The organism is Pseudomonas sp. Z4-20 (assembly GCF_051131955.1).
Taxonomy (GTDB): Bacteria; Pseudomonadota; Gammaproteobacteria; order Pseudomonadales; family Pseudomonadaceae; genus Aquipseudomonas; species Aquipseudomonas marvdashtae.
Genome location: NZ_CP071641.1, coordinates 698,419 through 724,258, shown reverse-complemented (window position 1 = coordinate 724,258; position 25,840 = coordinate 698,419). Strand labels below are relative to the sequence as shown.

Annotated in this window: 23 protein-coding genes; 5 read left to right on the top strand and 18 right to left on the bottom strand. The window is 63.3% G+C overall.

Annotated elements, in window-relative coordinates:
• Window positions 1–54: 54 nt before the first annotated feature.
• The 6 genes from J3P82_RS03485 to J3P82_RS03460 are packed head-to-tail and all read right to left on the bottom strand — an operon-like array spanning window position 55 to window position 10,255.
• Entirely contained in the window at window positions 55–888 is an 834-nt protein-coding gene (locus J3P82_RS03485; protein WP_434560726.1) for a YfaP family protein, read from the bottom strand.
• Window positions 889–891: 3 nt separating this feature from the next.
• Window positions 892–2,511: a DUF2300 domain-containing protein gene (locus J3P82_RS03480; RefSeq protein WP_434560724.1), complete on the bottom strand. Its 1,620-nt coding sequence runs from the start codon at window positions 2,509–2,511 to the stop codon at window positions 892–894.
• A gap of 1 nt (window position 2,512) precedes the next feature.
• Window positions 2,513–7,081, bottom strand: a complete 4,569-nt coding sequence (locus J3P82_RS03475) for an alpha-2-macroglobulin family protein (RefSeq protein ID WP_434563674.1) — start codon at window positions 7,079–7,081, stop codon at window positions 2,513–2,515.
• The gene (locus tag J3P82_RS03470) at window positions 7,078–7,737 is read right to left on the bottom strand and encodes a DUF1175 domain-containing protein (protein ID WP_434560722.1); all 660 of its coding nucleotides are present in this window, start codon (window positions 7,735–7,737) and stop codon (window positions 7,078–7,080) included. The genes J3P82_RS03475 and J3P82_RS03470 overlap by 4 nt, the downstream gene beginning before the upstream one ends.
• Complete coding sequence (locus tag J3P82_RS03465) at window positions 7,722–9,431, bottom strand: DUF2138 domain-containing protein (protein ID WP_434560720.1); 1,710 nt, start codon at window positions 9,429–9,431, stop codon at window positions 7,722–7,724. The genes J3P82_RS03470 and J3P82_RS03465 overlap by 16 nt, the downstream gene beginning before the upstream one ends.
• Before the next feature lie 35 nt (window positions 9,432–9,466).
• Window positions 9,467–10,255: a YfaP family protein gene (locus J3P82_RS03460; RefSeq protein ID WP_434560718.1), complete on the bottom strand. Its 789-nt coding sequence runs from the start codon at window positions 10,253–10,255 to the stop codon at window positions 9,467–9,469.
• A gap of 268 nt (window positions 10,256–10,523) precedes the next feature.
• On the opposite strand from J3P82_RS03460, the gene J3P82_RS03455 reads away from it, so the two are divergent.
• The 5 genes from J3P82_RS03455 to J3P82_RS03435 all read left to right on the top strand — a co-directional run bounded on the left by J3P82_RS03455 (window position 10,524) and on the right by J3P82_RS03435 (window position 16,981).
• On the top strand, window positions 10,524–11,660 hold the full coding sequence (locus J3P82_RS03455; protein WP_434560716.1) for a Fic family protein: 1,137 nt from the start codon (window positions 10,524–10,526) through the stop codon (window positions 11,658–11,660).
• A 227-nt stretch (window positions 11,661–11,887) separates the two neighbouring features.
• Entirely contained in the window at window positions 11,888–12,130 is a 243-nt protein-coding gene (locus J3P82_RS03450; RefSeq protein ID WP_003185917.1) for an exodeoxyribonuclease VII small subunit, read from the top strand.
• Entirely contained in the window at window positions 12,127–13,014 is an 888-nt protein-coding gene (gene ispA / locus J3P82_RS03445; protein WP_434560714.1) for a (2E,6E)-farnesyl diphosphate synthase, read from the top strand. The genes J3P82_RS03450 and ispA overlap by 4 nt, the downstream gene beginning before the upstream one ends.
• Before the next feature lie 113 nt (window positions 13,015–13,127).
• Window positions 13,128–15,026, top strand: a complete 1,899-nt coding sequence (dxs, locus tag J3P82_RS03440; RefSeq protein ID WP_434560712.1) for a 1-deoxy-D-xylulose-5-phosphate synthase — start codon at window positions 13,128–13,130, stop codon at window positions 15,024–15,026.
• A 74-nt stretch (window positions 15,027–15,100) separates the two neighbouring features.
• Window positions 15,101–16,981 (top strand): TonB-dependent receptor domain-containing protein, encoded by a 1,881-nt coding sequence (locus J3P82_RS03435; RefSeq protein ID WP_434560710.1) that lies wholly within the window; start codon window positions 15,101–15,103, stop codon window positions 16,979–16,981.
• Window positions 16,982–17,017: 36 nt separating this feature from the next.
• Here the strand turns inward: J3P82_RS03435 and J3P82_RS03430 are convergent, their stop codons facing one another.
• From J3P82_RS03430 to nrdR, 12 genes are all read right to left on the bottom strand, one after another.
• Complete coding sequence (locus J3P82_RS03430) at window positions 17,018–17,803, bottom strand: cobalamin-binding protein (protein WP_434560708.1); 786 nt, start codon at window positions 17,801–17,803, stop codon at window positions 17,018–17,020.
• Window positions 17,803–18,222 carry an MFS transporter gene (locus tag J3P82_RS03425; protein ID WP_434560706.1) on the bottom strand — a complete coding sequence of 140 codons (420 nt, stop codon included), beginning with the start codon at window positions 18,220–18,222 and terminating at the stop codon, window positions 17,803–17,805. Before J3P82_RS03425 ends, J3P82_RS03430 begins: the two co-directional genes overlap by 1 nt.
• Window positions 18,219–18,836, bottom strand: a complete 618-nt coding sequence (gene ribA, locus J3P82_RS03420) for a GTP cyclohydrolase II (RefSeq protein ID WP_186614576.1) — start codon at window positions 18,834–18,836, stop codon at window positions 18,219–18,221. The genes J3P82_RS03425 and ribA overlap by 4 nt, the downstream gene beginning before the upstream one ends.
• A gap of 109 nt (window positions 18,837–18,945) precedes the next feature.
• Window positions 18,946–19,704 (bottom strand): substrate-binding periplasmic protein, encoded by a 759-nt coding sequence (locus tag J3P82_RS03415; protein ID WP_434560704.1) that lies wholly within the window; start codon window positions 19,702–19,704, stop codon window positions 18,946–18,948.
• Between the two features lie 11 nt (window positions 19,705–19,715).
• Window positions 19,716–20,219 carry a phosphatidylglycerophosphatase A family protein gene (locus J3P82_RS03410; protein ID WP_434560702.1) on the bottom strand — a complete coding sequence of 168 codons (504 nt, stop codon included), beginning with the start codon at window positions 20,217–20,219 and terminating at the stop codon, window positions 19,716–19,718.
• Window positions 20,216–21,181: a thiamine-phosphate kinase gene (gene thiL, locus J3P82_RS03405; RefSeq protein ID WP_434560700.1), complete on the bottom strand. Its 966-nt coding sequence runs from the start codon at window positions 21,179–21,181 to the stop codon at window positions 20,216–20,218. Before thiL ends, J3P82_RS03410 begins: the two co-directional genes overlap by 4 nt.
• Window positions 21,182–21,198: 17 nt before the next feature.
• Window positions 21,199–21,699, bottom strand: coding sequence for a transcription antitermination factor NusB (gene nusB / locus J3P82_RS03400; RefSeq protein ID WP_434560698.1), 501 nt, complete (start codon window positions 21,697–21,699; stop codon window positions 21,199–21,201).
• The gene (gene ribH, locus J3P82_RS03395; protein ID WP_181288414.1) at window positions 21,696–22,172 is read right to left on the bottom strand and encodes a 6,7-dimethyl-8-ribityllumazine synthase; all 477 of its coding nucleotides are present in this window, start codon (window positions 22,170–22,172) and stop codon (window positions 21,696–21,698) included. Before ribH ends, nusB begins: the two co-directional genes overlap by 4 nt.
• A gap of 150 nt (window positions 22,173–22,322) precedes the next feature.
• Window positions 22,323–23,414: a bifunctional 3,4-dihydroxy-2-butanone-4-phosphate synthase/GTP cyclohydrolase II gene (gene ribBA, locus J3P82_RS03390; protein ID WP_434560696.1), complete on the bottom strand. Its 1,092-nt coding sequence runs from the start codon at window positions 23,412–23,414 to the stop codon at window positions 22,323–22,325.
• Window positions 23,415–23,430: 16 nt separating this feature from the next.
• Window positions 23,431–24,105 (bottom strand): riboflavin synthase, encoded by a 675-nt coding sequence (locus J3P82_RS03385; protein ID WP_434560694.1) that lies wholly within the window; start codon window positions 24,103–24,105, stop codon window positions 23,431–23,433.
• Window positions 24,106–24,151: 46 nt separating this feature from the next.
• Window positions 24,152–25,285 (bottom strand): bifunctional diaminohydroxyphosphoribosylaminopyrimidine deaminase/5-amino-6-(5-phosphoribosylamino)uracil reductase RibD, encoded by a 1,134-nt coding sequence (gene ribD / locus J3P82_RS03380; RefSeq protein WP_434560692.1) that lies wholly within the window; start codon window positions 25,283–25,285, stop codon window positions 24,152–24,154.
• Window positions 25,282–25,746, bottom strand: coding sequence for a transcriptional regulator NrdR (gene nrdR, locus J3P82_RS03375; protein ID WP_013694316.1), 465 nt, complete (start codon window positions 25,744–25,746; stop codon window positions 25,282–25,284). The genes ribD and nrdR overlap by 4 nt, the downstream gene beginning before the upstream one ends.
• Window positions 25,747–25,840 lie beyond the last annotated feature (94 nt).

Sequence of the window (25,840 nt, the reverse complement as noted above, 5' to 3'; positions counted from 1 at the left end):
AGCGCTTTTCGTGGCGAGGGAGCTTGCTCCCTCGCCCCATGGATCGCGTCGGGTTCAGGGGTAGCTGAAGCTCTTGACCAACGTCAGCTCGCCGACCGCGCGCATTGGCACCACAAACGTTTCCATCTTCTCGCTCGGCGTGCCTTCTTCCGTGATGACGGTGACCTGGGCCGTGGTCAGGGCTTGTTGCGCCTGCTCAACTTGTTCACCGTCGCCCTCTTCATCCTCGTCACTGCGATACCCGCCGCCATAGTAATTCACGTACACCAGGTACTGGCCCTTGATGGGCGCGGGCATGGCGAAAATTTCCGGGCCATAGCCGGTGGTGACATCGACGTCGAGCGCGCCGCCGTTGGCGACGGCGCGGTCGCCGTACCAGATGTGGGCGCCGTCGGGAGTGACAAGGTGCAGGTCGAGGTCGGTGCCGTCGCTGTCCCAGGTCAGCAGGACGCGCAGCTTGGCCGGGGTGGCGCCGCCGCTGGTGTTGAGGAATTGCGTGCGGTGGCGCTGCTGGCCGTCGGCGCTGCGCACTTCAACGCTGTTGCTGCCGTTGGGGAATGAGAACGGGCGGTCGAAACGGCCTTCTTCATCCACTTTCAGCGGCAGGCTGACGCCATTGACGATGAGCTGGCCCGGCGCGCTGCTGTCCTTGGGCGCGCCTTTGATCTGGCCGCTGATGCGTGCCGTGTCGGCCTGGCCTGGGGGCGTATTGACCGACGAGGCCGGGTAGTTGACGGTCTGGCTGAAGCTTTCGCCCTCGCCGCCCGGCGCACCGCTGCGCCAGCCGCCGACCGGAGTGTCCAGTTTAATGGTGTCGGCGCCAATGGCCGGTGGCAACGCAGTCAGGGCGCAGAGCAACAGCAAGACCTGTGGATAACGGAGTGTCATGGTCTATTCCAGCAAGAGGTGACGGGCAAGCCCTTCGATATAGGTTTCGTCCTGGCCGTTGGGATGAGCTTCAAAGGCCAGGTGCAGGTATTCATGTGTCAGGTCGAGGCGGTCTTGCAGCGTCAGTACGCCGCGCACATAGATGCGCTGGCGCTCGCGGTCAACGTAAGGCCGGCCAAAGGCGACGCGGCAGACGGCGAAAGCACTGATTTCGTTGTAGCCCACTTCGCTTTCCAGCCGCTCACGCCAGCCCCGTCGCTGTTTCAGCAGCCATTCCTGGGCGGCGGGCAGCGCTTCGCAGGACGCCACCGGATTGTCCCAGCGGCTAAGGCTGGCGCGCGGATAAGCGTGTAGCAGGATGGCGTCATAGCGCTGGCCGCCGTTGGCCTGCTCGACGGCGTGCGCCCAGGACAACTTGTCCGGACCTGGCTGATCGGAGTGGTAAGTGACATCGGTGCCCGCCAGGACCAGGTCCGTGGTCCACGCCGCAACGGCGCGGGTTTCAGGCGCCGCCGGACGCGGGGCGACGCGCTGGCGGTGGCTGCTGTCGTCGATGCTCAGGCAATCGCCATTGCGCTGGGCGTTTTGCAGCAGGTAGGTGCGGATCGCCACGGCCAACGCCTTGGCGGCTTCGACGGGCTCGGCCTTGGCTTCGCGTTGCAAGACCCGGGCGACGTATTCCTCCCGGTCCAGGCGCGCCACCAGCTTGCCGGGCATCAGGAACAATTCGCCGTCGCTGTGGATATCCAACTGGTTGCCGTTGGTGAACTCGACGCGATAGTCGCCACGCAGCTGACCCGGCGTGGCTGGACGCTCACCAGCCATCACCCGTTGCAAGGGATAGCGGGCAAACAGGTCGACCTCCACGCAACGCCCGGTTTCCGCCGGCCAGCGCGATGGCAATGCCGTGGCCAGGCCATCGCCATACTTTTTCAGGATTTGCTGGCTGGTGCCGCGGCCACCGGCCCAAACCGGCGTACCGTCGGCCAGCCAACCGGCGAAACCGCCCTGGCGCGACGCAGGCCCCTGGTCGCCCAGCCAACTCCAGGTCTTGACCCGCAAGCGCCCGCCCAACTGGCCGACCACTCGCCCGTCCGCCGCGCCAAGCACGACGTCGAGCAACACCCGGCGGGCCTGATCCTGGGCCGGCAGCATGGCCAGCGCCTTGAGCAATTGCGCGACAGGCACCTGGGTTTGCGGCTGCAAGGCCGGCAAATCCAACAACCAATTCGGTGCCTGGCGGACCTGCCAGTAATCACGCCAAGTCGCGGTCGAAAGCCCGAGGCGTTGCGGTTCGAAATACAAACCGCAGGACTTCACCAGCGCCTGGTCGCGGCCAATGCTCTTTCCGGCGGTGCAGCAATAGACTTCCTCTTTCGATTCACCGCGACATTCATACACAGGCTCGCGGGCATCGGTGTCTACCAGCCAGGCGTAGACGAACAGCTTCCACAAGCTGCCCAGCGGCGCTTGCAACGAATCGGGCAGTGGCTGGCGGTCCAGCACTTGGGTCTGGCTCACTCGCAGCAGTTCGCCATCGAAGGCCAGGCGCAACGGCTCCTCCTGCGCTGTCGCCAGCGCAGGAATCAAGCACAGCCACCACCAGCCCCGCTGCTTGCGCATGTCAGTCGACCGTGACCTGACCGAGTGCCGGTTTCTGCTCCCGGGCCTGGTTCTGTGGCGCGTAGACCTGAGTGAAACGCACCGGCGGCACGCTGAACTGGCCCTTCTGGGAGAAGCGCACCAAATGACGCAGGCGCAGCTCGCCACTGAGGGCATCCACCGGCACCGCGTAGGCCATCTGGCCCGGCTCGAAACGAGCCTTTTCCAGGGACGTCGACTCACTGTCGGCCTTGCCCAGCAACTGAATGCCCCACGTCGTGCGTTCCACATCGGCGCCCGGCGGCAGCGGCACTTCGAGCATGCCGTAGCGCAGCGGAGTCGGGGCCTTGCTGTTGATGATCACTTCATCCAGATAGAGGCTGTCACTGGACAACGGTTTGTTGCCCACCGCTTCGAGCTTGAAGGTGAAGGCCTCGTCGCCCGGCACCAGACGGGACAGGCGGCGGGTGATGGATACGGCCATCGGCGCCAAGGGCGCTTGCTGGCTCTGGAAGCTCAATGCCGCTTGCAATGGACGCTCCTGGGCGCCGGTCAGGGTCAACATCGTTGGAAGCTGCGCGCCCTGCCATTGCCAGTAGGTTTCACCGGACGCGCCTTGCTTGGCTGTCCAGCCTTCGCCCGGCGCCAAAGCCACGGCCGGTGCGGCCTGTTCGATGCTGCGTTGCAGCCAGGTCAAGGCCAGGGCCCGCTCGAGGGTGGACTGTTGCGGCAGCACACGCTCGAGCAGCGCCGTGGCACGCGTCTGGTCGAAGCTCTGCAACGACAAGAGCAAGGCCTCGACAAACGGTTGCGAGCTGAGCTCCAACTGCTGTTGCGCGGCGTCCGCTTGGCGACTGAAGGCGGCTGGCAATGGCACTTTCGCCTGTTTGGCCAGCGATGCCGTCAGGACACGGGCACTGGCCAGGCCAAGGGATGAATCCGGCGCGTACATGACCAGGCTGTCTTCACCGCTGTCCAGCACGCTCTCGGTGCTGTCTTCGCTGGCCTTCGCCAGATCATCCATCAAGCCACTGAGCAAGGTGTTCACCGGCAGTTGCATCTGCTTGGCGAACGACAGGATCAGCGCACGTTGCAACAGCGGCGTATCACCGGCCTGCTTGGCGTAGACCTCCAGCACCCGCTGCCAGTGTTCCGGCGGCAGGCTCAAGTCCAGCGCCTGGCTGGCGTGCCAGTCCGCGTAATAGGCATAGGCGGTGAGGAACGCATCCGGCTCACCGTCCTGGCCCCACCAAGTAAAGCTTGCCGATGGACCGGCCATTTGCACCAGGCGCAGGCGGCTGTTCTGCATGATCAACCGCAAGCGGTCGCGGATCTGCGGGTTCGACGCCAATGTCGGGTAGGCGATGCTCAACGGCAGCAGGCGGCTGGCGGTCTGCTCGACGCCGCCGTACGGGTAGCTCAGCAGGTCATCGAGGGCCGAACGGAACAGCGCTTGCGGGCTGTCATCCAGGCGCAAGCGAATGTCGCTGGCGTCGGCTGGCAAGGTCAGCGGGGTGTCGCCGCTGGCCACGTCGAGGCGTTGGCTCTGGGTGACTTGCCAACCGTTGCCGCTGGCGTTCAAGTGCATGGCCAGGGCGTCCTGGGTTTCGCCGTTGAGTTGCAACTGCACGTTCAAGTCGCCATTACTCAGCTCCATGGCAGGCAACGCCACGTAGTTGATGCCGCTTTTCAGGTCCGCCACGACGCGCTGTTCGGCACCGGCGTAACGGATCACCAGCTCGGCCTTCAGCGGCTTTTCCGATTGGCTGAAGACGAACATGCCCAGTTGCGGCTTGTCGCCTACGCGGAAACGGGTCGGGCCGCTCCACTTCAGGTACAGCGGTTTTTCCGAGGCGATGAATTGCTTCTTCTGTCCCACTTGGCCGTCGTCGGCGATCGCCTTGGCGGTGATGCGCCAGCGGGTCAGCGAGTCCGGCATCTTGAAGGTGAAGCGGGCCTTGCCATTGGCGTCGGTGACCAGCTCCGGTTGCCACGCGGCGGTGTCGACGTCCTCGCGACGCGGTCGCTCCAGTACCTTGACGCCACGCTCGCTGCGGTTGGCCTTGCCCGGCGCGCCGGGGCTGCCTGGCAATGCCACGTCGTAGCTGATGAACGACAGGCTGGCGCTGGTGCGCACGTTGTTACGACGCGGGTGATAGAAGAACTGGTCGATGGTCGGCGCGACTTCCGGTTGCAGCGCGTAGACCATTTCATCGACCACGCTGACGGTCAGGTGCGCCGGGATCGCCTTGCCGGCGAAATGGGTGCCGAGGTCCACGGTCACGGTGTCGCCCGGCCGGTAGGTGGCTTTATCAGTGGTGATGGCCACGTCGATCTGCGGCGCAACGACCTTGATGCCGGCGTTCTGGAAACTGTACTGGCCGCCCTTGGTGTACAGCACCGAGAAGGTCAGGTTCGGCGCAAAGTTGTCTTTCACGGTGATGCGCGCGCGGTATTGGGTGTCGCTGAGTTTTTCCATCTTCAGCCAGTCGGCGCCCTTGGTCAGCAGGGCAGTGGCCTCGACCTTGTCCCGCTCCAGGGACAGCAGCGCATCGCTGACCGGCTCGGGGAAGGTGATCAACGCCAGGGCTTCGTCACCGGTCTTGTATTCAGGCTTGTCAAAAACGATCTCGACCGTGCCCGGCACGGCCTTGACCCCTTCACCGGTCACCGCATGCGCGGCGGCGCCGATGACCCGGCCGTGGTCGTCCTTGAGTGTCAGGTTGTAGGTGCCGGGACGGTCGAAGGTCAGGCTGAAGCCCTTGTCCTTGGCCGCCAACTTGCCTTCACCGGTGGTCTGGTCTTCCAGGCGCACCCAGGCGTAGCTGCCCGGCGCTACAGCCTTGGCTTGCTCGTTGCCGCCCTCGTTGGCGTAGCTGAACGAGACCTTCTGGCCGGCGGCGCTGAACCGCTGGGGCGCGCTCAAGCGGAAATTCGCCGCGCCACGGTCGATGAGGATTTCCTTGGTGGTCTTGACCCGGTACGCCGCGCCATCGCTGGCGAATACCGTCAACGTATAGCGGCTCGGCTTGTCGGCGGCCGGTAGGTCGAGGGTGGCGTTGCCCTTGTCGTCGGTAGTCACTTCGCTGCTGGTCAGCTCGACCGGGAATTGCCCCAGGTATTGCAGCTCGTTATCGACCATCGACAGTTGCTGGGCCCGCAGGCTCAGGCTCACCTTGGCGTTCGCCACCGGCTTGCCGTCGGGGTACAGCAACACGAGGTTGCCTTTGACCGGCTCACCGGTGCGGTAATCCTGCTTGGCCAGGTTCAGGGCAATCTCGAAGTGCGGCTTGATGTATTCAGCCACACGGAAGGCGCTGCTGTAGAGCTGGTCCTTGTAGCGCAAGCGCAATTCATAACCACCGGCCACGGCGTTTTCCGGCAGTTGGAAACGGCCCTGGGTGCCGGCCTTGGAGTCCAGCTTCAAGGCCAGGGTTTGCAACGCGGTGCCGGTCGCGTCCAACACGCTGACGTTGACGTCGGCGGCGGTCGGTTGCACCGATTCACGGGCGTTCTTGAACTCGCGCCCGACGATTTTCAGCGACACCCAATCCCCCGGCCGGTACAGCGGCCGGTCGGTGAAGGCGTAGAGCTTGGTGTCGTAGATTTCGCTGTCGTAGTAGAAATTTTCCGAGACAAACACCCCACCCTCTTCGTCTTCACCGATGACGAACGAACGCTCCGGGCTGACGTGCTTGAGGCGCAGCAGGCCATCTTCATCGGTGGCTCCGCTGCTCATCACGCCCAGGCCGTCGGTCCACAACACGTTGACCTTGGGCACCGAGCGCCCTTCATGCTTGCGCGCGGCCCAGACCAGCAACTCGTCGCCGGCAATCTTGCTCACCGCCACGGTATTGGAGACGAAGACCATGGTGGTCGCGCGATATTTGCCGATCAGCGCTTCCACCAGGTACAGGCCCGGCTTCAACTGACCCAGCGGCACATAGACGTTACCCGGCGCGACGCTGACGAAGTCGCTGGACGAACCGGCCAGGTCGACGCCGGCCGGCGGCTGGATCGGTTTGGCCTGCCACAGCGGGTAGCGGAACTGGCTGACCACTGGCAAATCGGGGATCAAGGCGAATTGCGCTGGAGCGTCGTACGGGGTCGGAGCGATCAGGGCGTTGCCGACCTTCAGTTCCGGCACTTCTTCAGTGACCTGCTGACGCGACTCGTAGGAGAACGCCCGCTGCATCACCCGGCGGGACTTGCGGTACCAGTTGTCCCACAGGTACGCGAGGGTGTTGGACAGGCCTTCGCCCTTGAACTGGCCGTCGCTGACCACGCGGTGCAAGTTTTTCTGGCGCTTGAGGAAGTCCAGCGGCTTTTCAATGCGATAGACGCGGATGTCGGCGCCGCCGTAGGGCTCCATGCGGAACCGACGGTAGTCGCGGCCCGGCGCTTCGAGACGGACCATCGCCTGCTCGTCGCTGGCAAAGCTGCTGTCGGCCAACAGGAAGAAGCTTTCACCGGACACCGGCGTGTAGCCGCTGGGCTCCACCGTGTCTTCGGCGTTCACCAAGGGGGCCAGCAACAAGGCAAACAGCAGGGGCAGTTTCGAACACAAGCGCAGCATGCGGGCACCGGTCATTGGGTGAGAAAGTTGAGTCGATAGACGCCGATGAAGTTGGGGTTGGCTGCGTCGGGTATCCATCGGGTGTCCTTCCAGTTCATGAGTTGTTGCAGGCTTGCGGAGCGCATGCCGTTGTCAGTTGGGGTCGTGGTGCCGGTGTGATAGGCGATGTAGCGGCCCATCCAGATCATCAGGTGCTGGTCGTCGCCCTGATCGAAGAACATCAAGTCGCCGGGCCGGGCCTGGGTGACATCGCGACCCACCAGGCGGCTATTGAACTGGATCAACTTGATCGCGTTGACATAGGGCCCGACTTTGCCGCCACCCTGCTGCCATTGCTGGGCAAGGCGCCGTTGCGCATCGCTCAGGGGCAATTCCGGTGGCAGGTAACGATTGGACAAACCATTACTGCGCAGCCATTTGTCATCGTGGACCTTCAGCGCTTCGTTGGCGGCGAAGCGCACCAGGCCGGCGCAATCCTGCTGATACCAGCGCGGACTCGGGCCTTTGGTCAGTTGCTCTTGGGCGATGCGCACGAACCAGGCACGAAAGACCTGGGATTGCTGGGCGTCCAACGGCGGCGCCTCGACGGCAAGCGCAGGCCCGCCGAGCAGCAACGCCAGTAGCAACGCCAACGCTGGGTTGCGGATCAGTGCTGTCACAGCGCTTTCCATTCCAGCGGCAGCCACTGCCAATGGCCGTCCGGCTCGCTGCCCTCAGGCAACGTCAGGGCGTATTTGCCGTAGCCGCCGAGGGTGCGCAGTTTAGGAATCAGGTAGGTTTGCGCGGCGTTGTAGAACACTGGCTCCATGTCCTGGGGCAGGCTGTCGAGGGTTTCGCGCTGCATCAGTTGCGCCATGGAGTCGGGACCGAAGTAAATCGGCATCAGCACGTCCTTGGGCACGACGTCGGCCATGGGCGGGAAGCGCTTGTCGAGGGTGCCGAGGGCCTTGTCCACCAGTTTGTCGTCCAGGGAGAACAGCAACGTCGAACCGTGTCGCGCCAGGCTCACGCGCATGAACGCCTTGCCGGTGATCGCTTCGGGCTGCTGCGCTTCCTTGGCCGAATAAGGACCGAAGTTTGAACTGACCTGGCGCTGCCACTGGTGCGTCGAGCCTTCTTGCTTCTCGACCACCGGGAACGCGTGCTCGGCAACGTTGTTTTCGTAGGCGCCCACCATCGAACCGAACAGGTTGCCCAGGTCGCCGTCGAGCTTGCCCTCGTCGTCATTCAAACTTGCCACCAGCAGCGGCGTGTACAGGCGCGACTCGGCGTACCAGCACAGGCCCGCCGCGCCGGCCATGTGGTCGACCATGGCCTGGGCGGCCTTGTCGTCGGCGCCGAGTTTCACCAGCAGCGGCTTCTGTTGCTCCGCCGCCAGCGGCAAGGCGACACAGGCGCTGGCGCCCATGGGCATGGCTTGCCAGATTGGCTTGAAGTCGAAGTCAGGCTGGTTCTCCTGCTCGTCCATGGCCAGGAAGCTGTGCCAGCCCTTGTCGTCCATGTCGAAACGCAACCCGGCAAAGTTCGGGATGAAACGCTGGTAACCCATGGCAAGCACGCTGGCGTTGACCGAGATGCGTTGCTTGACCTGCGGCGCCTTGGGCGCCAGGCCGAAGGCTTCGGGAAAGAGTTTTTCACCGGCCAGCAGCGCTTCGATGGCCTGGGTCGAGACCATGCCGGGTTCATCGGTGGGGCCATTGCCCTTGTCGTAAAGCTTGGTCGGGTTGGACAGCACGACGAGCTTGTCACCATGGGAGGCGAAGACCAGGGATTTGCTGGCGTTATAACTGAGCTGGTACAGCGCGACTTCATCGCCGCCCACTTTCAAGTCGCCGAGTTTGCTCAACTGGGTGTCATCCAAGGCGACTTTTGCCAACGGCTCCAGCACCTTGGCCAACCCGCCGCGATCCATCACCAACAGGAAATCCTTGAGCCGACCGTCCGCACCGCGCCACAGCGCCACGTCCGCCGGTTGGTCGAAAAGCTGCTCGATCAGGCTGTCCTGCAGCTTGAGGTCATGCTCGTAGATGATCCGGCGCAGGCTGCCGATCAGCCCGAGACGGTCGGCATGGGCTTCGTAATAGAAGACGAAATCCTCGGTGAGCGTGGCCTTGAGGAATGGCACGGCCAACAGGTCCTTGGGCAATTGGCTCAGGGAGTGGGCCTCGAGCAAGCCGTCGGGGCGGCTCAGGCCGAGCTTTTCCAGTGCCAGCTCCATGGGCGGCGACTTGGGCTTGGTCATGAACCAGCCCAACCCGGCGGCGACCCCCGTTACCAGGCACAGCCCGATCAGTATCGCCGGCCAGCGGCGCACAGGTTTGGCGACAGGTGTCGGCGTGGTCGGGGAAGCAGTGTTGTCGCTCATATTCACTAGGGCCTGTTCATCCGTGGAGCGGATACTTAGTAATTGAAAGTCTTGACCAGCAACAGATCGCCAATGGCGCGCAGGGGCACGACAAAGGTCTCGCGTTTTTCATCGACGGTGTTTTCGTTGAGCACCAGGTTGATCTGCGAGGTGATCACCTCGTTCTGGTTGCTGGTTTCATCGAAGTTGTAGCCGCCGCTGCCGTAGTTGCCCCAATAGTTCACGTAGACCAGATAAGTGCCGTGCATCGGCGCGGTCATGGTGAACATCTCGGGGCCGGGGCCATCGACACCGTCCGGGTCGAGGCCGCCGCCATTGCTCAGCGCCGGCTGGCCGAAAAAGGCATGTTGGCCGTCGGGTGTGACGATATGCAGGTCGAGCTCGGCGTTCGGATCGTCCCAGCCCAGCACCACGCGGATCTGCGCCGGGGTGCGCAGGTTGTTGGCTTCATAGAATTGCACGCGTTTGAGGGACTGGCCTTCGGAGCTACGTACTTCAACGCTGTTGGAGCCGGCGCCGAACGCATACGGCCGGGCAAAACGCCCCTCGTCGTCGGTATAGAGATTCAGCGGATTGCCATTCACCGCCAGACTGTGGGGCTGGCGCGCGGTGCCCATGTCTTTGATCCGGCCCTCGATCATCGTGCGATTGCGCTGCACGCCGCGGTCGATGGGCGGCGTGGGGTAGGCGACTTGCGGGTTTTCCGTGCGATCGAGCAAGCCGCTGTAGCGCCAGCCGCCGACCGGCTCCGACAACTCAGCCGAAGGCGCGGCCCACGCCAGCGGCGCACCGAGCAACACGATCAATAGAGAAAGAAAACGCACGTATGCCTCCTGCCATGCACGACGCAACCCGGCGCCCTTCCCAGGCGCTGATTGTCATTATTCGGGTTTCGTCTGGAGGCCCCGTCGCACGGGGCCGTAGATGGCGCGAAGAGTAGCCATTTGACGGATTTTTCACAATCAGGCAACGCGCGATTCTGTGTGGGAAATCACGGACTGAAGCGTGCGTGAGCCGAATAGAGGATTTATTCGGCTCACTGGATGAGCCGAATAGCGCTATTATTCGGCTCATCGCTCTTTGGACAGGCTCATGGAACCCTACTGGATCTGGCAGCATCCCGACTGGCCAAACTTCCGCTGGCAATCCGAAGCACTGGCACCGCTGCTGCGCGTATGCGTGCAGGCCCAAGGCCAACTGCTCGGCATGACAGGCGCGGTCACGGCTTCGCTCAGCGCCCAGAATGAGCTGGACGCACTGCTGCAAAACATCGTGACCTCTTCGGCTATCGAAGGAGAGCAATTGAATGTCGGCTCGGTGCGCTCGTCCCTGGCGCGCCGCCTCGGTCTGGAACAAGGCGACGACCATCCGGCCAGCCAACGCAGCGAAGGCTTGGCAAACCTCTTGCTGGACGCGACCCGGCACTTCAACCAGCCGCTGACTGTCGAGCGCTTGCTGGAATGGCACAATTGGTTGTTTCCTGACCAAACCAGTGACTTTGCCCATCGGCAGATGCGCGTGGGTACGCTGCGCGGTGACGAACCGATGCAAGTGGTCTCGGGCAGGCTGGACCGCCCAACCGTTCACTTCGAAGCACCGCCTCGCCAGGGGCTTGAGCGACATTTACAGACCTTTGTCGACTGGTTCGAGGCCAGCCGTCATCAGGCCGGCCTCGATCCGTTGCTACGCGCCGGTATCGCTCATTTCTGGTTTGTCACCCTACATCCCTTCGACGATGGCAATGGTCGCTTGACTCGCACGCTCACCGACTTGGCGCTGGCCCAGGGCGAGGCCCAGGCGATCCGTTTCTATGCCATGTCCGTGAGCATCCTGGAAGACCGCGCCGGTTATTATCGAGTCTTGGAAAGCAGCCAGAAAGCCACGCTGGATATCACCGCTTGGCTGACCTGGTTTCTGCAAACGCTGTTGCGCAGCCTGCACACAGCGATGGCGCAGATCGAAAGCGTGCTGGGCAAGACGCGGTTCTGGCAGGCCCATCGCGCCTCAGCCTTCACCCCGGAGCAGATCAAGGTCCTGAACCGCTTGCTCGATGGCGGTGAGAAGGGCTTCGAGCAGGGGATCAACGCCGCTCAATATCAAGCCGTAGCCAAGGTCTCAAAGGCGACGGCCACGCGACACTTGGCGGAGCTGCTGGAAAAAGGCTGCCTGGAGAGGATGCCCGGCGGCGGGCGCAGTACCCGGTATCGAATCAACTATCCCGCTGACTGAACACCCGTGGCGAGGGAGCTTGCTCCCGCTCGATTGCGCAGCAGTCGAAAGTCTGAAAGTCTGGATGAGTCTTCGCAGGTTTGGGTCTGCTTTGCAGCCCAGCGGGAGCAAGCTCCCTCGCCACAAAAGCAATGGATCATCGCCGGCGTTAGCCCCACCCTGATTTGCCCCAAAACCCCATGTCTGCTAGTGTCGCGCCGGTTTAACAGTCAACCGGAATAGCCGCCATGGCCCGCAAAAAAGCTGCACTGGATTTCGAACAATCTCTGGCCGACCTGCAAACGCTGGTCGAGCGGTTGGAGAACGGCGAATTGTCGCTGGAAGACTCGCTGACCGCTTTTGAACAGGGTATCGGCTTGACTCGCGACTGCCAGGCGGCGCTGGCCCAGGCCGAGCAGAAAGTGCAACTGCTGCTCGAACGCGACGGGGAGCTGACCGAAGAGCCTTTTGACGCGGAACAGCCTGAATGATCGGCGCCTATCAGGCCAGCAGCCAAGCCCGGGTCAATGCCGCGCTGGACACCTTGTTCAGCGCCCCGAGCCCGGAACTGGCGCGACTGTACGAAGCCATGCGCTACAGCGTGATGAACGGCGGCAAGCGGGTGCGACCGCTGTTGGCCTACGCCGCGTGCGAAGCCCTTGGCGGCGAGGCCGAGCAGGCCAACGGCGCCGCCTGCGCGGTTGAGCTGATCCACGCGTATTCGCTGGTGCACGACGACCTGCCGGCCATGGACGATGACGATCTGCGTCGCGGCCAGCCAACCACCCATAAACAATTCGACGAAGCCTGCGCGATCCTGGCCGGCGACGGTTTGCAGAGCTTGGCCTTCAGCGCCCTGCTGGACCCGGCCCTGAGCGAGTGCCCGGCACAGGTTCGCCTGGACATGGTCAGCGCCCTGGCACTGGCCGCCGGCCCGGCCGGAATGGTCGGCGGTCAGGCCATCGACCTCGGCTCGGTGGGCCTGAAGCTGGACCAGAGCGCCCTGGAATACATGCACCGGCACAAGACCGGCGCCCTGATCGAAGCCAGCGTCCGGCTCGGCGCGTTGGCCAGTGGCCGGGCAACGGTTGAACAACTGCAAGCCTTGCAAACCTATGCCCGGGCCATCGGCCTGGCGTTCCAGGTGCAGGACGATATCCTCGACGTCGAAAGCGATACCCAGACACTGGGCAAGCGCCAGGGCGCCGACATCGCACGGGACAAGCCGACCTACCCGGCCTTGCTTGGCCTCGATGCCGCCAAGGCCTATGCGCTGGAGCTGCGTGACCAGGCCTTGGCCGCGCTGCGACCGTTTGACGCGGCGGCCGAGCCGCTGCGCGAGCTGGCGCGTTATATCGTCGAACGACGCAGCTGATACAGGGTCAACCATTCATAGTGCGTATCGGCCAAGTTCCGGCCAACGCGTGGGCAGCTTGCGATGCATAAGGTAAACTGCCGCCTCTTTCTATACCTATAACGATTCGCCTGATGCCCACGACGTTCCAAGAGATTCCCCGCACACGCCCGAGCACGCCACTGCTGGACCGCGCCAACACGCCGGACGGCCTGCGTCGCCTGGGTGAAGCCGAGCTGGAAACCCTGGCCGATGAGTTGCGCCTGGAATTGCTCTACACGGTCGGCCAGACCGGTGGGCATTTCGGCGCGGGCCTGGGCGTCATCGAGCTGACCATCGCGCTGCATTACGTCTTCGACACCCCGGACGACCGGCTGGTGTGGGACGTTGGGCATCAGGCGTATCCGCACAAAATCCTCACCGATCGTCGCGACCGCATGGGCACGCTGCGCCAGAAAGACGGGATCGCGGCCTTTCCGCGCCGTTCCGAGAGCGAATACGACACCTTTGGCGTCGGCCATTCCAGCACTTCCATCAGCGCCGCCCTGGGCATGGCGATTGCCGCCCGCCTGCAGGACAGCGAGCGCAAGGCGATTGCCGTGATCGGCGACGGTGCACTGACCGCGGGCATGGCGTTCGAGGCGCTTAACCATGCTCCCGAAGTCAACGCCAACATGCTGGTGATCCTCAACGACAACGACATGTCGATCTCGCGCAACGTCGGCGGGCTGTCCAACTACTTGGCGAAGATCCTTTCCAGCCGTACCTACGCGAGCATGCGCGAGGGCAGCAAGAAGGTGTTGTCGCGCCTGCCCGGCGCCTGGGAAATCGCCCGGCGCACCGAAGAATACGCCAAGGGCATGCTGGTCCCCGGCACGCTGTTCGAAGAGTTGGGCTGGAACTACATCGGCCCCATCGACGGCCACGATTTGCCGACGCTGATCGCCACGCTGCGCAACATGCGCGATCTCAAGGGCCCGCAATTCCTGCACGTAGTGACCAAGAAGGGCAAGGGTTTCGCCCCGGCGGAAATCGATCCGATCGGCTACCACGCCATCACCAAGCTCGAACCGCTCGATGCCCCGGCCGCCGCGCCGAAAAAGGCTGGCGGACCGAAGTATTCCGGCGTGTTCGGCCAATGGCTGTGCGACATGGCCGCCGCCGATCCGCGCCTGGTGGGCATCACCCCGGCGATGAAGGAAGGCTCGGACCTGGTGGCCTTCAGCGAACGCTACCCGCAACGCTATTTCGACGTGGCGATTGCCGAGCAGCACGCCGTGACCTTTGCCGCCGGCATGGCCTGCGAAGGCGCGAAACCGGTGGTGGCGATTTATTCGACCTTCCTGCAACGGGCTTACGACCAACTGGTGCATGACGTGGCCGTGCAGAACCTCGATGTGCTGTTCGCCATCGACCGCGCGGGCCTGGTCGGCGAAGACGGTCCGACCCACGCCGGCAGTTTCGATTTGTCTTACCTGCGCTGCATCCCCGGCATGTTGGTCATGACGCCGAGCGATGAAAACGAATTGCGAAAAATGCTCACCACCGGCCACCTGTTCAATGGTCCCGCGGCGGTGCGCTACCCTCGCGGCAATGGCCCGAACGCCACGATCGAAACTGACCTGGAGCCGATCGAGATCGGCAAGGGCGTGATCCGTCGCCAAGGCAAGCAAACCGCCCTGCTGGTGTTCGGCGTGCAATTGGCCGAGTCGCTTAAAGTCGCGGAAAAACTCGATGCCACCGTGGTGGACATGCGTTTCGTCAAACCCCTGGACGAAGCCCTGGTACGGGAAATGGCCGGCAGCCACGAGCTGCTGGTGACCATTGAGGAGAACGCCATCATGGGCGGCGCCGGCTCGGCGGTGAGCGAATACCTGGCCAGGGAAAACATCCTCAAACCCGTGCTGCACCTGGGCCTGCCGGACACCTATGTCGAGCATGCAAAGCCTGCGCAGATGCTGGCCGAATGCGGGCTGGACGAAGCCGGGATCGAAGCATCGGTGCGTCTGCGGTTGCAGTTGCTGGGCTTGTAAGGTCAGCCGATACAAACTCTGCGGGGGACGACGATGCTCGCTCCCGCAGCAGTTCTGATCTTCTCGGAAATGCCATGAAACTGCGCTTCGCCCTCACGCTTTCCCTACTCCCCGCCCCTGACCTGCTGGCCGACACCTTCGACCGCGACCAGGCCCTGAAGCTGCCCGACATCGTGATCAGCGCCAACCGCCAGGTCGAAGCCCGCAACGACAGCAGCGCCGCCAATACCGTCTTCACCCGCGACGACATCGAACGCCTGCAACCCGCCAGCGTCACCGAGCTGCTCAGCCGCGTACCGGGCGTGCAGGTGGCGCCACTGGGCGGACGCGGCAGCCTGCCGGGGATTTACATTCGCGGCACCAAATCGGCCCAGAGCCTGGTGCTGGTGGATGGCCAGCGTATCGGCAACGCCACGTCCGGCGACAGCAACCTGCAGCGCCTGAACATCAATCAGATCGAACGCGTGGAAGTACTGCGCGGTTCGCGCTCGGTGATCTACGGCGCCGATGCGGTGGGCGGTGTCATTCAGATTTTCACTCGACGCAGCAACGACCAAGGCCTGCAACCGCGCTTGCACCTGGGTGCTGGCAGCCAGCAGACGTGGGAACGCAGCCTCGGCCTGTCCGGCGGTGACCAGCAGACTCGTTTCAACCTCGGTGCGAGCCTGGACGAAACCGAGGGGAGCAATCGCACGCACGCATCCTACGCCAGCGACCGAGACGCCGATGCCAACCGCAACCAGTCCTTCAGCCTGAGCCTGAGTCATGCGCCCAGCGACGAGCTGGAAGTGGGCCTGAACCTGCTGGATAGCCGTGGCAAAAGCGAATACGACAATCCGTTCGGCCGTTTCGACCCCAACACCTTCGCGTCCCTGCCCCAACAGCCCTACAGTGAATTTGCAGTGAGCAGTTTCAGCGGCTATGTGGATGGACGGATCAACAACGGCTGGAAATCGCGCCTCGAGCTCGGCCACAGCGAGAACCGGGAGAAAACCTTCGACAAGCTCAGCGATGTACGCGAAACCTTCAACACCTACCGTGATTCCCTGACCTGGCAGAACGACGTGACGCTGGACGAGCGCAACAGCCTGGTCGTCGGCGGCGACTGGTATCAAGACCGCGTCAACAGCAGCACGCCGTTCGACGAAGACAGCCGCTGGAACCGCGCGGCCTTTATCCAGCATCGCTTCCAAGGCGAACAATTCTCCACCGAACTGGGTCTGCGCCGCGACCAGAACCAGCAATTTGGTGGTCAGAATAGTTGGAGCGGCACCCTCACCCTACCGATGAACCCGGACAACGATCTGCTGCTGACCTACAGCGAAAGCTTCCGCGCGCCGACCTTCAACGACCTGTACTACCCGGACTTCAGCAACCCAGACCTTGCGCCCGAAACCGCCAAGAGTTATGAGCTGCAATGGCGTAGCCAACTGAGCGACAGCGCCCGCCTGGAAACGTCGTTGTACCGCACCGATCTGGAAGACGCGATCATCTTTGGCAGCAACTCGCGTCCGCAGAACGTTGCCTCAGCACGGATCAACGGGTTCGAAGCGGCCTTGCGACAGGAGTTGTTCGGCTGGCAGGGCAACCTGGGCCTGGCCATTATCGATCCGCGCGATCGTGACAGCGGCCACACCCTCGCCCGCCGCGCCCGCCGAACCTTGAGCCTGGATCTGGACCGGCAATTCGATCGCCTGGGCCTGGGCGCAAGCTGGCAAGCGGTGAGCGGCAGCTACGATGATGAAAACAACCGCAATGCCTTGGGCGGCTATACCCTGCTCGGGTTGCGCACAAGTTGGGCCTGGACTCGGGAACTGAAGCTGGAAATGAAAGTGGATAACCTGCTGGGCAAGGATTACAGCCGGGCGCTGTATAGCCACGACGGAGCACAATATGGTTATCGTGAAGAGCGGCGGACCTGGTTGTTCGGGGTGACGTGGACGCCGGCCCTTTGATCGCAACCCCGCGCACGGCGATGACGACGTCGCGGCCTACCGGTCCGGCGCGATCAGCTCACACAACCGGGCAACGGCTTCGATCATCTGCCCGCTGGGCCGCTCCAATCCCTTGTCAGTGACCAGCAACAACCGCCCCTGCGCCACCGGCCAGGCCTTCCAGGCATCGAGCTGCGCCTGGTCCGTGGCCAGGATCATTTGCGGCTTACGCTGCAACACCGATTCCACGCTCACCTGCGGCGCCGGCAGATCCTGGTCGGCAAATACGTTGTGTGCACCGCAAGTGGCCAGCGCATCGCTGATGATCTGCCCGCCACCCACGGTGTACAACGGCCGGTCCCAGACCTGATAGAACACCGGCAATGGCGTGTCTCGCCGATAGCGCAGGCGCAGTGCCTCAAGACGCACGCGCAGTTGCGCGGTTCGCTGGGCGCCCCGTTCCGGGCGGCCGAGTATCTGGGCAATTTCTTCGATTTGCGTGATAAGTTGGTCGAGACTGCGGGGTTCGGCGACATAGGCAGGGATCTGCAAACCCTTGAGCTGTTCGCGCTGGGCCGGGCCGACACTGCCAGGCCAGAGCAGGAGCAGATCAGGCTTGAGGCTGAGCAAGCGCTCCATATCCAGTTGCCCGTAACGCCCCACCGAAGGCAGGTCTTTCAGGGCCGGTGGGCGATCGCCGCCGTCCAGCACGCCCACCAACAAGTCGGTAGAACCCAGTTCGACGACGATTTCAGACAGCGACGGCGCCAGGCTGACGACCCGGGAAGCCGCCGCCGTCGACGCGCTGGCGGCCAGCAGCAGGACCGCCAGCCAGAGGCGCATCAGCCGAGCTGGCGCGGAATGCGATACAGGTAGAACAGTACGGCGGTGGACAGCGCCAAAAGCATCAGCGGCACCGCTTCCAGACCGACGAATACTGCCAATGCGCCAATCCAGGCCGGCAAGCCGGCGGCCAGGAAGGCTGCGCGACGCCGGGCCGCGAGGGTGATCCAGGCCTGAGGCTCTTCCGGTGTATCGAGGGATTTTTGCGTGGCGATCAGGGCGTTTTTATAGCCACCGAAAAACCGCAGGCTGACAAACATCGACGCCACGCCGGCGATGAACAATGGCATCGCCAGCACCGGCAGAATCGCTTCGCCCTGGCCAAACACCGCGTTGATCACGAACAGCGGCAGCAAGGCCAGCGCCAAGTATTGCCACCAACTGACGGACAGCCGCCGCCGAACCTGACCGCGCGTCACGCCCGGTCAACCTCGCCCTGGTGCTCGTTGCCCATCATGTGGTCGAGCTTGCTGGCCTTGGTCGCCAGGTACAGTTTGTTATGCGGGTTATGCCCGGTGTGCAACGGCACGCGCTCGGCCACCACGATGCCCATGTCGGTCAATGCCTTGACCTTGCGCGGATTATTGGTCATCAACCGCAACGACTTGATACCCAGATGTTCGAGCATTGGCTGGCAAATGCTGTAGTCGCGCATGTCGGCGGCAAACCCCAGGCGTTCGTTGGCTTCCACGGTATCGGCGCCGCCATCTTGCAGTTCATAGGCGCGGATCTTGTTCAGCAAGCCAATGCCGCGTCCTTCCTGGCGCAGGTACAACAGCACGCCACGGCCTTCGCGGGCAATGGCCTGCAGCGCGGCTTCGAGTTGCGAGCCGCAGTCGCAGCGCTGGCTGAACAACGCATCGCCCGTCAGGCATTCGGAGTGCAGGCGACCGAGTACCGGAGCACCGTCGGCGAAATCCCCCAGGCTGAGCACGACGTGCTCGCGACCGGTGGTTTCATCGAGAAAACCATGCATGGTGAATTGCGCAAAGGGCGTTGGCAGCTTGGAAGCGGCAACAAAAACGACAGGCACCGGTGTGCTCCTGATCTAGTACTGAAGTTTCGCAGAGGCGGGCATTGTAACAGCAGGCTCCCGCAGACGCTTAGGCTGAATTATCGGCCATAAACATCAAAAAGTTTGATCACAGCTTCGGTGGTTTACCGTGCTCGTCGAAGGGATAGGGTTGCTTCCAGCGTTCGAAAATCGGTTTCAACTCGCCGTTTTTCACCAGTACATCCATGCGCCGGTCAAACAGTGCACGCAACGCACGGCCGTTTTCGGTGTTGGCAAAGCCCAGGTACAGCGGCAGGTTGATCAGCGGGGAAAGCTTGTATTGCTTGGGATCATCGGCCTTGGAAAGCACATCCTGGATCTCCATCAATGCATCGATATAAAAATCGGCGCGATCATGGACGAGCATCGGCAGGATGCCGACAGAGCGGTGGATTTCATTGAAACGGCGGATGTTAGGCAGATAGCGGTCGTATTCGTAGCCGCGCATCCACACAAGCCGGTAGTCACCGATGGTCGCCAATGAGGGAGAGGGTTTGGAGGCCAGGCCCAAGGCATAGATGTGATCAACGTCGTAGTGCCAACGGGGGTACAGCAATCCCTCGGTCTCATCGCGATAGGCACCGACCTGGACATCGGCGTCGGCGCGCTCCACCAAGCCGATTGAACGTGTGTAGGGGACACTTCGGGTCTTCAGCTTGACGCCCTCGGGTTCGAACACCTCGCGCAGAATGTCCCATGCCATGCCTTGGCCGTCTGCCTGGGTGTAATCGGCCCACTCTTCGCTGGCGGCGCGGATCTCGCCGGGCAAGGGCGCCGACTCGGCCACCCGAAAGCCGAGCAAGGCTCCAAAACACAGCAACAGCAGAAGTGCGCGGCTTACGCCCATGCCTGGACCCCTCAGGTGAAACACCACACCAACCCTTGCATTGCCAGCCAGGCGAAGACGCCGGCCAGTACGTCGTCGAGCATGATGCCTACCCCGCCGTGTACCTTGCGATCGATCCAGCGGATCGGCCACGGCTTGAGGATATCGAAGAAGCGGAACACCAGGAAACCCGTCAACAACCAGTACCAGCCTTCCGGCACCAGCCACAGGGTAATCCACATGCCGACCATCTCGTCCCAGACGATGCCTTCATGGTCGTGCACCCGCAAATCATCCGCCACTTTGCCGCACAGCCAGAAGCCGAACAGCATGGTGATGCCGAGCATCAGCCAGTAGCCCCAATCGGGCAACATCTGCCACAACGGTATGAAGGGTAGCGCAACCAGCGAACCCCATGTGCCTGGCGCTTTCGGCAACGTGCCCGAACCGAAGCCAAACGCCAGGAAATGCCAAGGATTACGCCAGACCGAGGGCGGAACGAATTCTGCTGGAACCTGGTTGGGATGATCTGTCACGGTGTCTCCCGAAAATGTTGATAGCCCCGGATTGGCGGGGTGATGTCCTGTCCAAGGCTGTCGAGCAGCATGACGCCCTGCCCCGCCGTGACATTGCCGACCACATGGATCGGCCAGCCTTCGGCCAGGAGTGCCGACAATCGGACCGGCGGCAATGTGAACAGCAACACGTAATCGTCGCCACCGCTCAGGGCGGCGTGTTCTGCGCCCGATTGGCCAAGCAGCGTCACCAGCGGCATGGACAGCGGCAAGCGGTCCCGTTCAACCGTCAGTGCCACGCCGGACGCCAATGAGATATGCCCACAGTCGGCCAGCAGGCCATCGGAAATATCCATCGCCGCGCCGGCCTTGCCTCGCAGCGCAAGGCCCAAGTCGATCTGCGGTCGCGGTGACCAGTAATGTGCCAGCAGCGGCTCGGCAACAGCAGGCTCGGCGCTACGCTCGCCAAGAACCAGCGGCAACGCGCCAGCGGCATTGCCCAGGTCACCGCCGACGCAGAGCAGATCGCCGGGCTGCGCGCCGCTGCGGATCAAGGCCTGGCCGGACGGTACGCGACCGAGCACGGTCAGGGTCAGGCTCAACGGCCCGCGGGTGGTATCGCCGCCGACCAGCGCTACGCCACAGGCCTGGGCCATCTGGTTCAAGCCACAGGCATAAGCCTGCAGCCAATCGGTGGTCACCGTCGGCAAGGTCAAGGCAAGGGTAAAGGCAAGAGGACTGGCGCCCATGGCGGCCAGGTCGCTGACCGCCACGGCCAGCGAGCGCTGGCCGAGCAGGAACGGGTCGCAAGGGTCTGGAAAATGCACACCGGCCACGAGCGTATCGGTGGATACCGCCAGCTGTTCCCCGGGAGGAACGGCCAGCAGGGCGCAATCGTCGCCGATTCCGAGCGCAACGCCCTCGCCGCCTTGCGCACACGCAGCGGCAGCGAAGTACTGACGGATCAGCTCGAACTCACCCATGGGATTTCAAGCGCCAATCAGCGCTTGAACGCCTTCACTTCAGCTTCACGCAGGCGCGGGGCGAGCTTGTCGAGGACGCCGTTGACGAACTTGTGGCCATCGGTGGAACCGAAGACTTTCGCCAGTTCGATCCCTTCGTTGATCACCACGCGATACGGTACGTCGACGCGCTGCATCAGTTCCCAGGTGGACAGGCGCAACACGGCCAGTTCAACCGGGTCCAGCTCATCGATGGTCAGGTCCAGGCAAGGCGCCAGGGCGATATCGATTTCGCTCTTGTGCGCCGGGACGCCATGGAGGATCTCGCGGAAGTACGCACCATCGACATCGCTGAAATCGTTATCGACGCGAAACTGCGCTTCGATCTCGTTCAGCGACTGCTTTGCCATGTGCCATTGGTACAGGGCCTGGGTCGCGAGCTGACGGGCTTCGCGGCGCTTGACGCTTTTCGAAGGTTTACCGGCGTCGGCCGGCTTCGGATCGCGCGGATTGAAACGATCGCTTTCGTCGCTAATCACTTGGCCTCCAACTGCGCCAGCAGGCTGACCATTTCCAGGGCGGACAGGGCAGCTTCGGCACCTTTGTTACCGGCCTTGGTGCCGGAACGTTCGATGGCTTGCTCGATGGAATCAACGGTCAGCACGCCGAAGGCGACCGGTACGCCAAATTCCATGGACACCTGGGCCAGGCCCTTGGTGCATTCGCCGGCCACGTATTCGAAATGCGGAGTACCGCCACGAATGACCGCGCCGAGGGCGATGATCGCCGCATATTCGCCCTTTTGAGCGACTTTCTGCGCAACCAACGGAATTTCGAAGGCGCCAGGCGCGCGGATGATGGTGATGTCGCCTTCGCTCACGCCATGGCGAACCAGGGCATCGACCGCACCGTCGACCAGGCTCTCAACCACAAAGCTGTTGAAACGGCCTACTACCAAAGCGTAGCGGCCTTTGGGGGCGATGAAGGTACCTTCGATGGTCTTCAGGGTCATTCGTCAGATCTCTTAAAGAGCCGGAGCGCGTTCTATACGCACTCCTCAGTGATATTAGTCTCGAATACAACGCTGTGGACTCCGCCATCTCGTTCGCTTGCCACAAATGGATCTAACAAGCCTGAACAACAATCCGGAATCCGCAGGCCATTATTCGGAGGGCACGTATTCTACAACTTCCAGATCGAAACCGGATATCGCATTAAATTTCATCGGTGCACTCATCAGGCGCATTTTACGTACACCCAGGTCACGAAGGATCTGCGAACCGGCACCGACGATGCTGTAGGTGGTCGGTTTTTTCAGCGGTTGCTGCTCGGTGGTTTCGCGGATATGCGCCAGCAGCACGTCGCCGTCGAGCGGGTGCCCGAGCAGCAGCACCACGCCGCTGCCAGCCTCGGCCACGGCGGCCATGGCGGCGCGCAGGCTCCAGCGGCCCGGTTGCTTGACCATCAACAGGTCGCGCAGCGGGTCCATGTTGTGCACGCGAACCAGGGTCGGCTCTTCGGCGCACACGGTGCCCAGGGTCAGCGCCATGTGCACATCGCCTTCCACCGAATCGCGGTAGGTCACCAGGTTGAACTGGCCCAGTTCGCTGTCCAGCGGCTGCTCGGCGATCCGCTGAACGGTACGTTCGTGGATCATGCGGTAGTGGATCAGGTCGGCGATGGTGCCGATCTTGATGTTGTGCTCAGCGGCGAAGGTTTCCAGTTCCGCACGGCGGGACATGGTGCCGTCGTCGTTCATCACTTCGCAGATCACACCGGCGGGCTCGAAACCGGCCATGCGCGCCAGGTCGCACGCCGCTTCGGTGTGGCCGGCGCGGGCCAGGGTGCCGCCGGCCTGGGCCATCAGCGGGAAGATGTGGCCGGGACTGACGATGTCTTCAGCCTTGGCGCCGGCAGCAGCGGCCGCTTGCACGGTTCGCGCCCGGTCAGCGGCGGAGATACCGGTGGTGACGCCTTCGGCGGCCTCGATCGACACGGTAAACTTGGTACCGAACCCGGAGCCGTTGCGCGGCGCCATCAACGGCAGCTTCAGCAGCTCGCAGCGCTCGCGGGTCATCGGCATGCAGATCAGCCCGCGGGCGTGCTTGGCCATGAAGTTGATGTGCTCGGCCTTGCAGCACTCGGCGGCCATGATCAGGTCGCCTTCGTTCTCGCGGTCTTCGTCATCCATGAGGATGACCATCTTGCCTTGGCGGATGTCTTCAACCAGTTCTTCGATGCTATTGAGCGCCACGCGGCACCCCCTTGGGTCAGGATTTGAGGTAGCCGTTGGCGGCCAGAAAGCTTTCGGTGATGTTGCCGCCTTTTTGCGAGGCGCCGGACTCTGCGGCCTTATCGCCCAACAACAGGCGCTCCAGGTAACGCGCCAGCAAGTCGACTTCCAGGTTGACCCGGCGACCCGGCCGGTACGAGGCCATGATGGTTTCGCTCAGGGTATGCGGAATGATCGTCAGCAGGAATTCGGCGCCGTCCACCGCATTGACCGTCAGGCTGGTGCCATCGACGGTGATCGAGCCTTTGTGGGCGATGTACTTGGCGAGTTCTTTCGGGGCGCGGATACGAAACTCCACGGCACGGGCGTTATCGGTGCGCGAGACCACTTCGCCGACACCGTCCACGTGACCGCTGACCAGGTGCCCGCCGAGGCGAGTGGTCGGGGTCAGGGCTTTTTCCAGGTTGACCGGGCTGCCGCTCTTGAGATCGTTCATCGCCGTGCAATCGAGGGTTTCCCGGCTGACGTCCGCCAGGAAACCATTGCCCGGCAGCTCAACGGCGGTCAGGCAGACGCCGTTGACGGCGATGCTGTCGCCGAGTTTGACGTCGCTCAGGTCGAGCTTGCCGGTTTCGACATGGACCCGCACGTCCCCACCCTTGGGAGTGAGTGCACGGATGCTGCCGATGGATTCGATGATGCCGGTAAACATGGAGTCCTCCTCGAGAACGGGCCGCCGCTTGCGCGAAAGCCGGGAATTATACGCTGGCCTGTGGAGCGGGGACGGCGATGACTCGCCAGTCATCGCCCACGGCGCGGATTTCGGTGATGCTAAGTTCCGGCGCGTCTTTGATCTGCGCCAGCGGCCAGTCCAACAGCGGCCGCGCTGAAGAACCGAGGAACTTGCCGGCGATAAAAATCTGGAACTCATCCACCAACCCTTGCCGGGCGAAAGCCCCCGCCAACCGTGGCCCAGCCTCCACCAGCACCTCGTTGACGCCACGGTTCGCCAGCTCGACCAGCAGGCGCCGCAAATCGACCTGGCCGTCGTCACCCGCGACGATCATGCACTCGGGGCCGTTGGCGTATTGTTCTTCCACCGCCATGCAGGTAGCGACGAGCGCCGGGCCGGCCCTGAAGAAGGCTGCATCCAGCGGCACCCGCAGGCGACCGTCGACCAGCACCCGCAGCGGCGGACGGCTCATGACCAGCGCGGTTTGTTCGGCATCCAAGCCGAGTTCGTCGGCGCGCACGGTCAGCCGGGCGTTGTCCGCCAGCACCGTGTCGGCGCCGGTCAGGACGACGCTGGCCTGGGCTCGCAGGCGCTGCACCGCCGAACGCGCGGCCGGACCGGTGATCCACTGGCTCTCGCCGCTTTCCATGGCGGTGCGGCCATCGAGGCTCATGGCGAGCTTGACCCGCACGAACGGCAGGCCCTGCTCCATGCGCTTGAGGAAACCTTCGTTGAGCTTGCGCGCCTCGCCCTCCAGCACACCGCTTTCGGTGGCGATACCGGCCTGGACCAGCCGCTGCAAACCACGGCCGGCGACTTCCGGATTGGGGTCCTGCATCGCCGCGACGACCCGCTTCACGCCGGCGTTGACCAACGCATCGGCGCAAGGCGGAGTGCGCCCGTGGTGGCTGCACGGCTCGAGCGTCACATAGGCGGTGGCGCCCCGGGCGTTGTCACCGGCGGCACGCAGGGCATGGACTTCGGCATGGGGTTCGCCGGCGCGGATGTGCCAGCCTTCGCCGACAATCTGCCCGTCCCGCACGATCACGCATCCGACCCGGGGGTTGGGGTGGGTGGTGTAATGCCCGCGCCGCGCCAGTTCCAGGGCGCGGGCCATGTAATGAGCGTCGAGGACGGCCTGCTGTCCGGGGCCGGTCATTCTTTCACCGGTTCGCGGGCCAGGCGGTCGATTTCTTCGCGGAATTCGTTGAGATCCTGAAAGCGCCGGTACACCGAGGCAAAGCGAATGTAGGCAACTTCATCGAGCTTCTGCAGCTCGGCCATCACCAGCTCGCCGACTACCAGGGACTTGACTTCGCGCTCGCCGGTCGCGCGCAGCTTGTGCTTGATGTGCACCAGTGCCGCTTCCAGGCGCTCGACGCTCACCGGGCGTTTTTCCAGGGCGCGCTGCATGCCGGCGCGAAGTTTTTCTTCGTCGAACGGCTGGCGGCTGCCGTCGGTTTTGATCAGGCGCGGCAACACCAGTTCAGCGGTCTCGAACGTCGTGAAACGCTCGCCGCAGGCCAGGCATTCGCGGCGGCGGCGGACTTGTTCGCCTTCGGCGACCAGTCGCGAGTCGATGACCTTGGTGTCGTTGGCACCGCAGAAGGGACAGTGCATGGTGGCAGGCAACAAAAAAAGGGAGGGCCATGGTAGCGCATCCCACTGGCAAGACAAGCCATAGGGTTTACGGTATACAGACGGGCTTACCGTC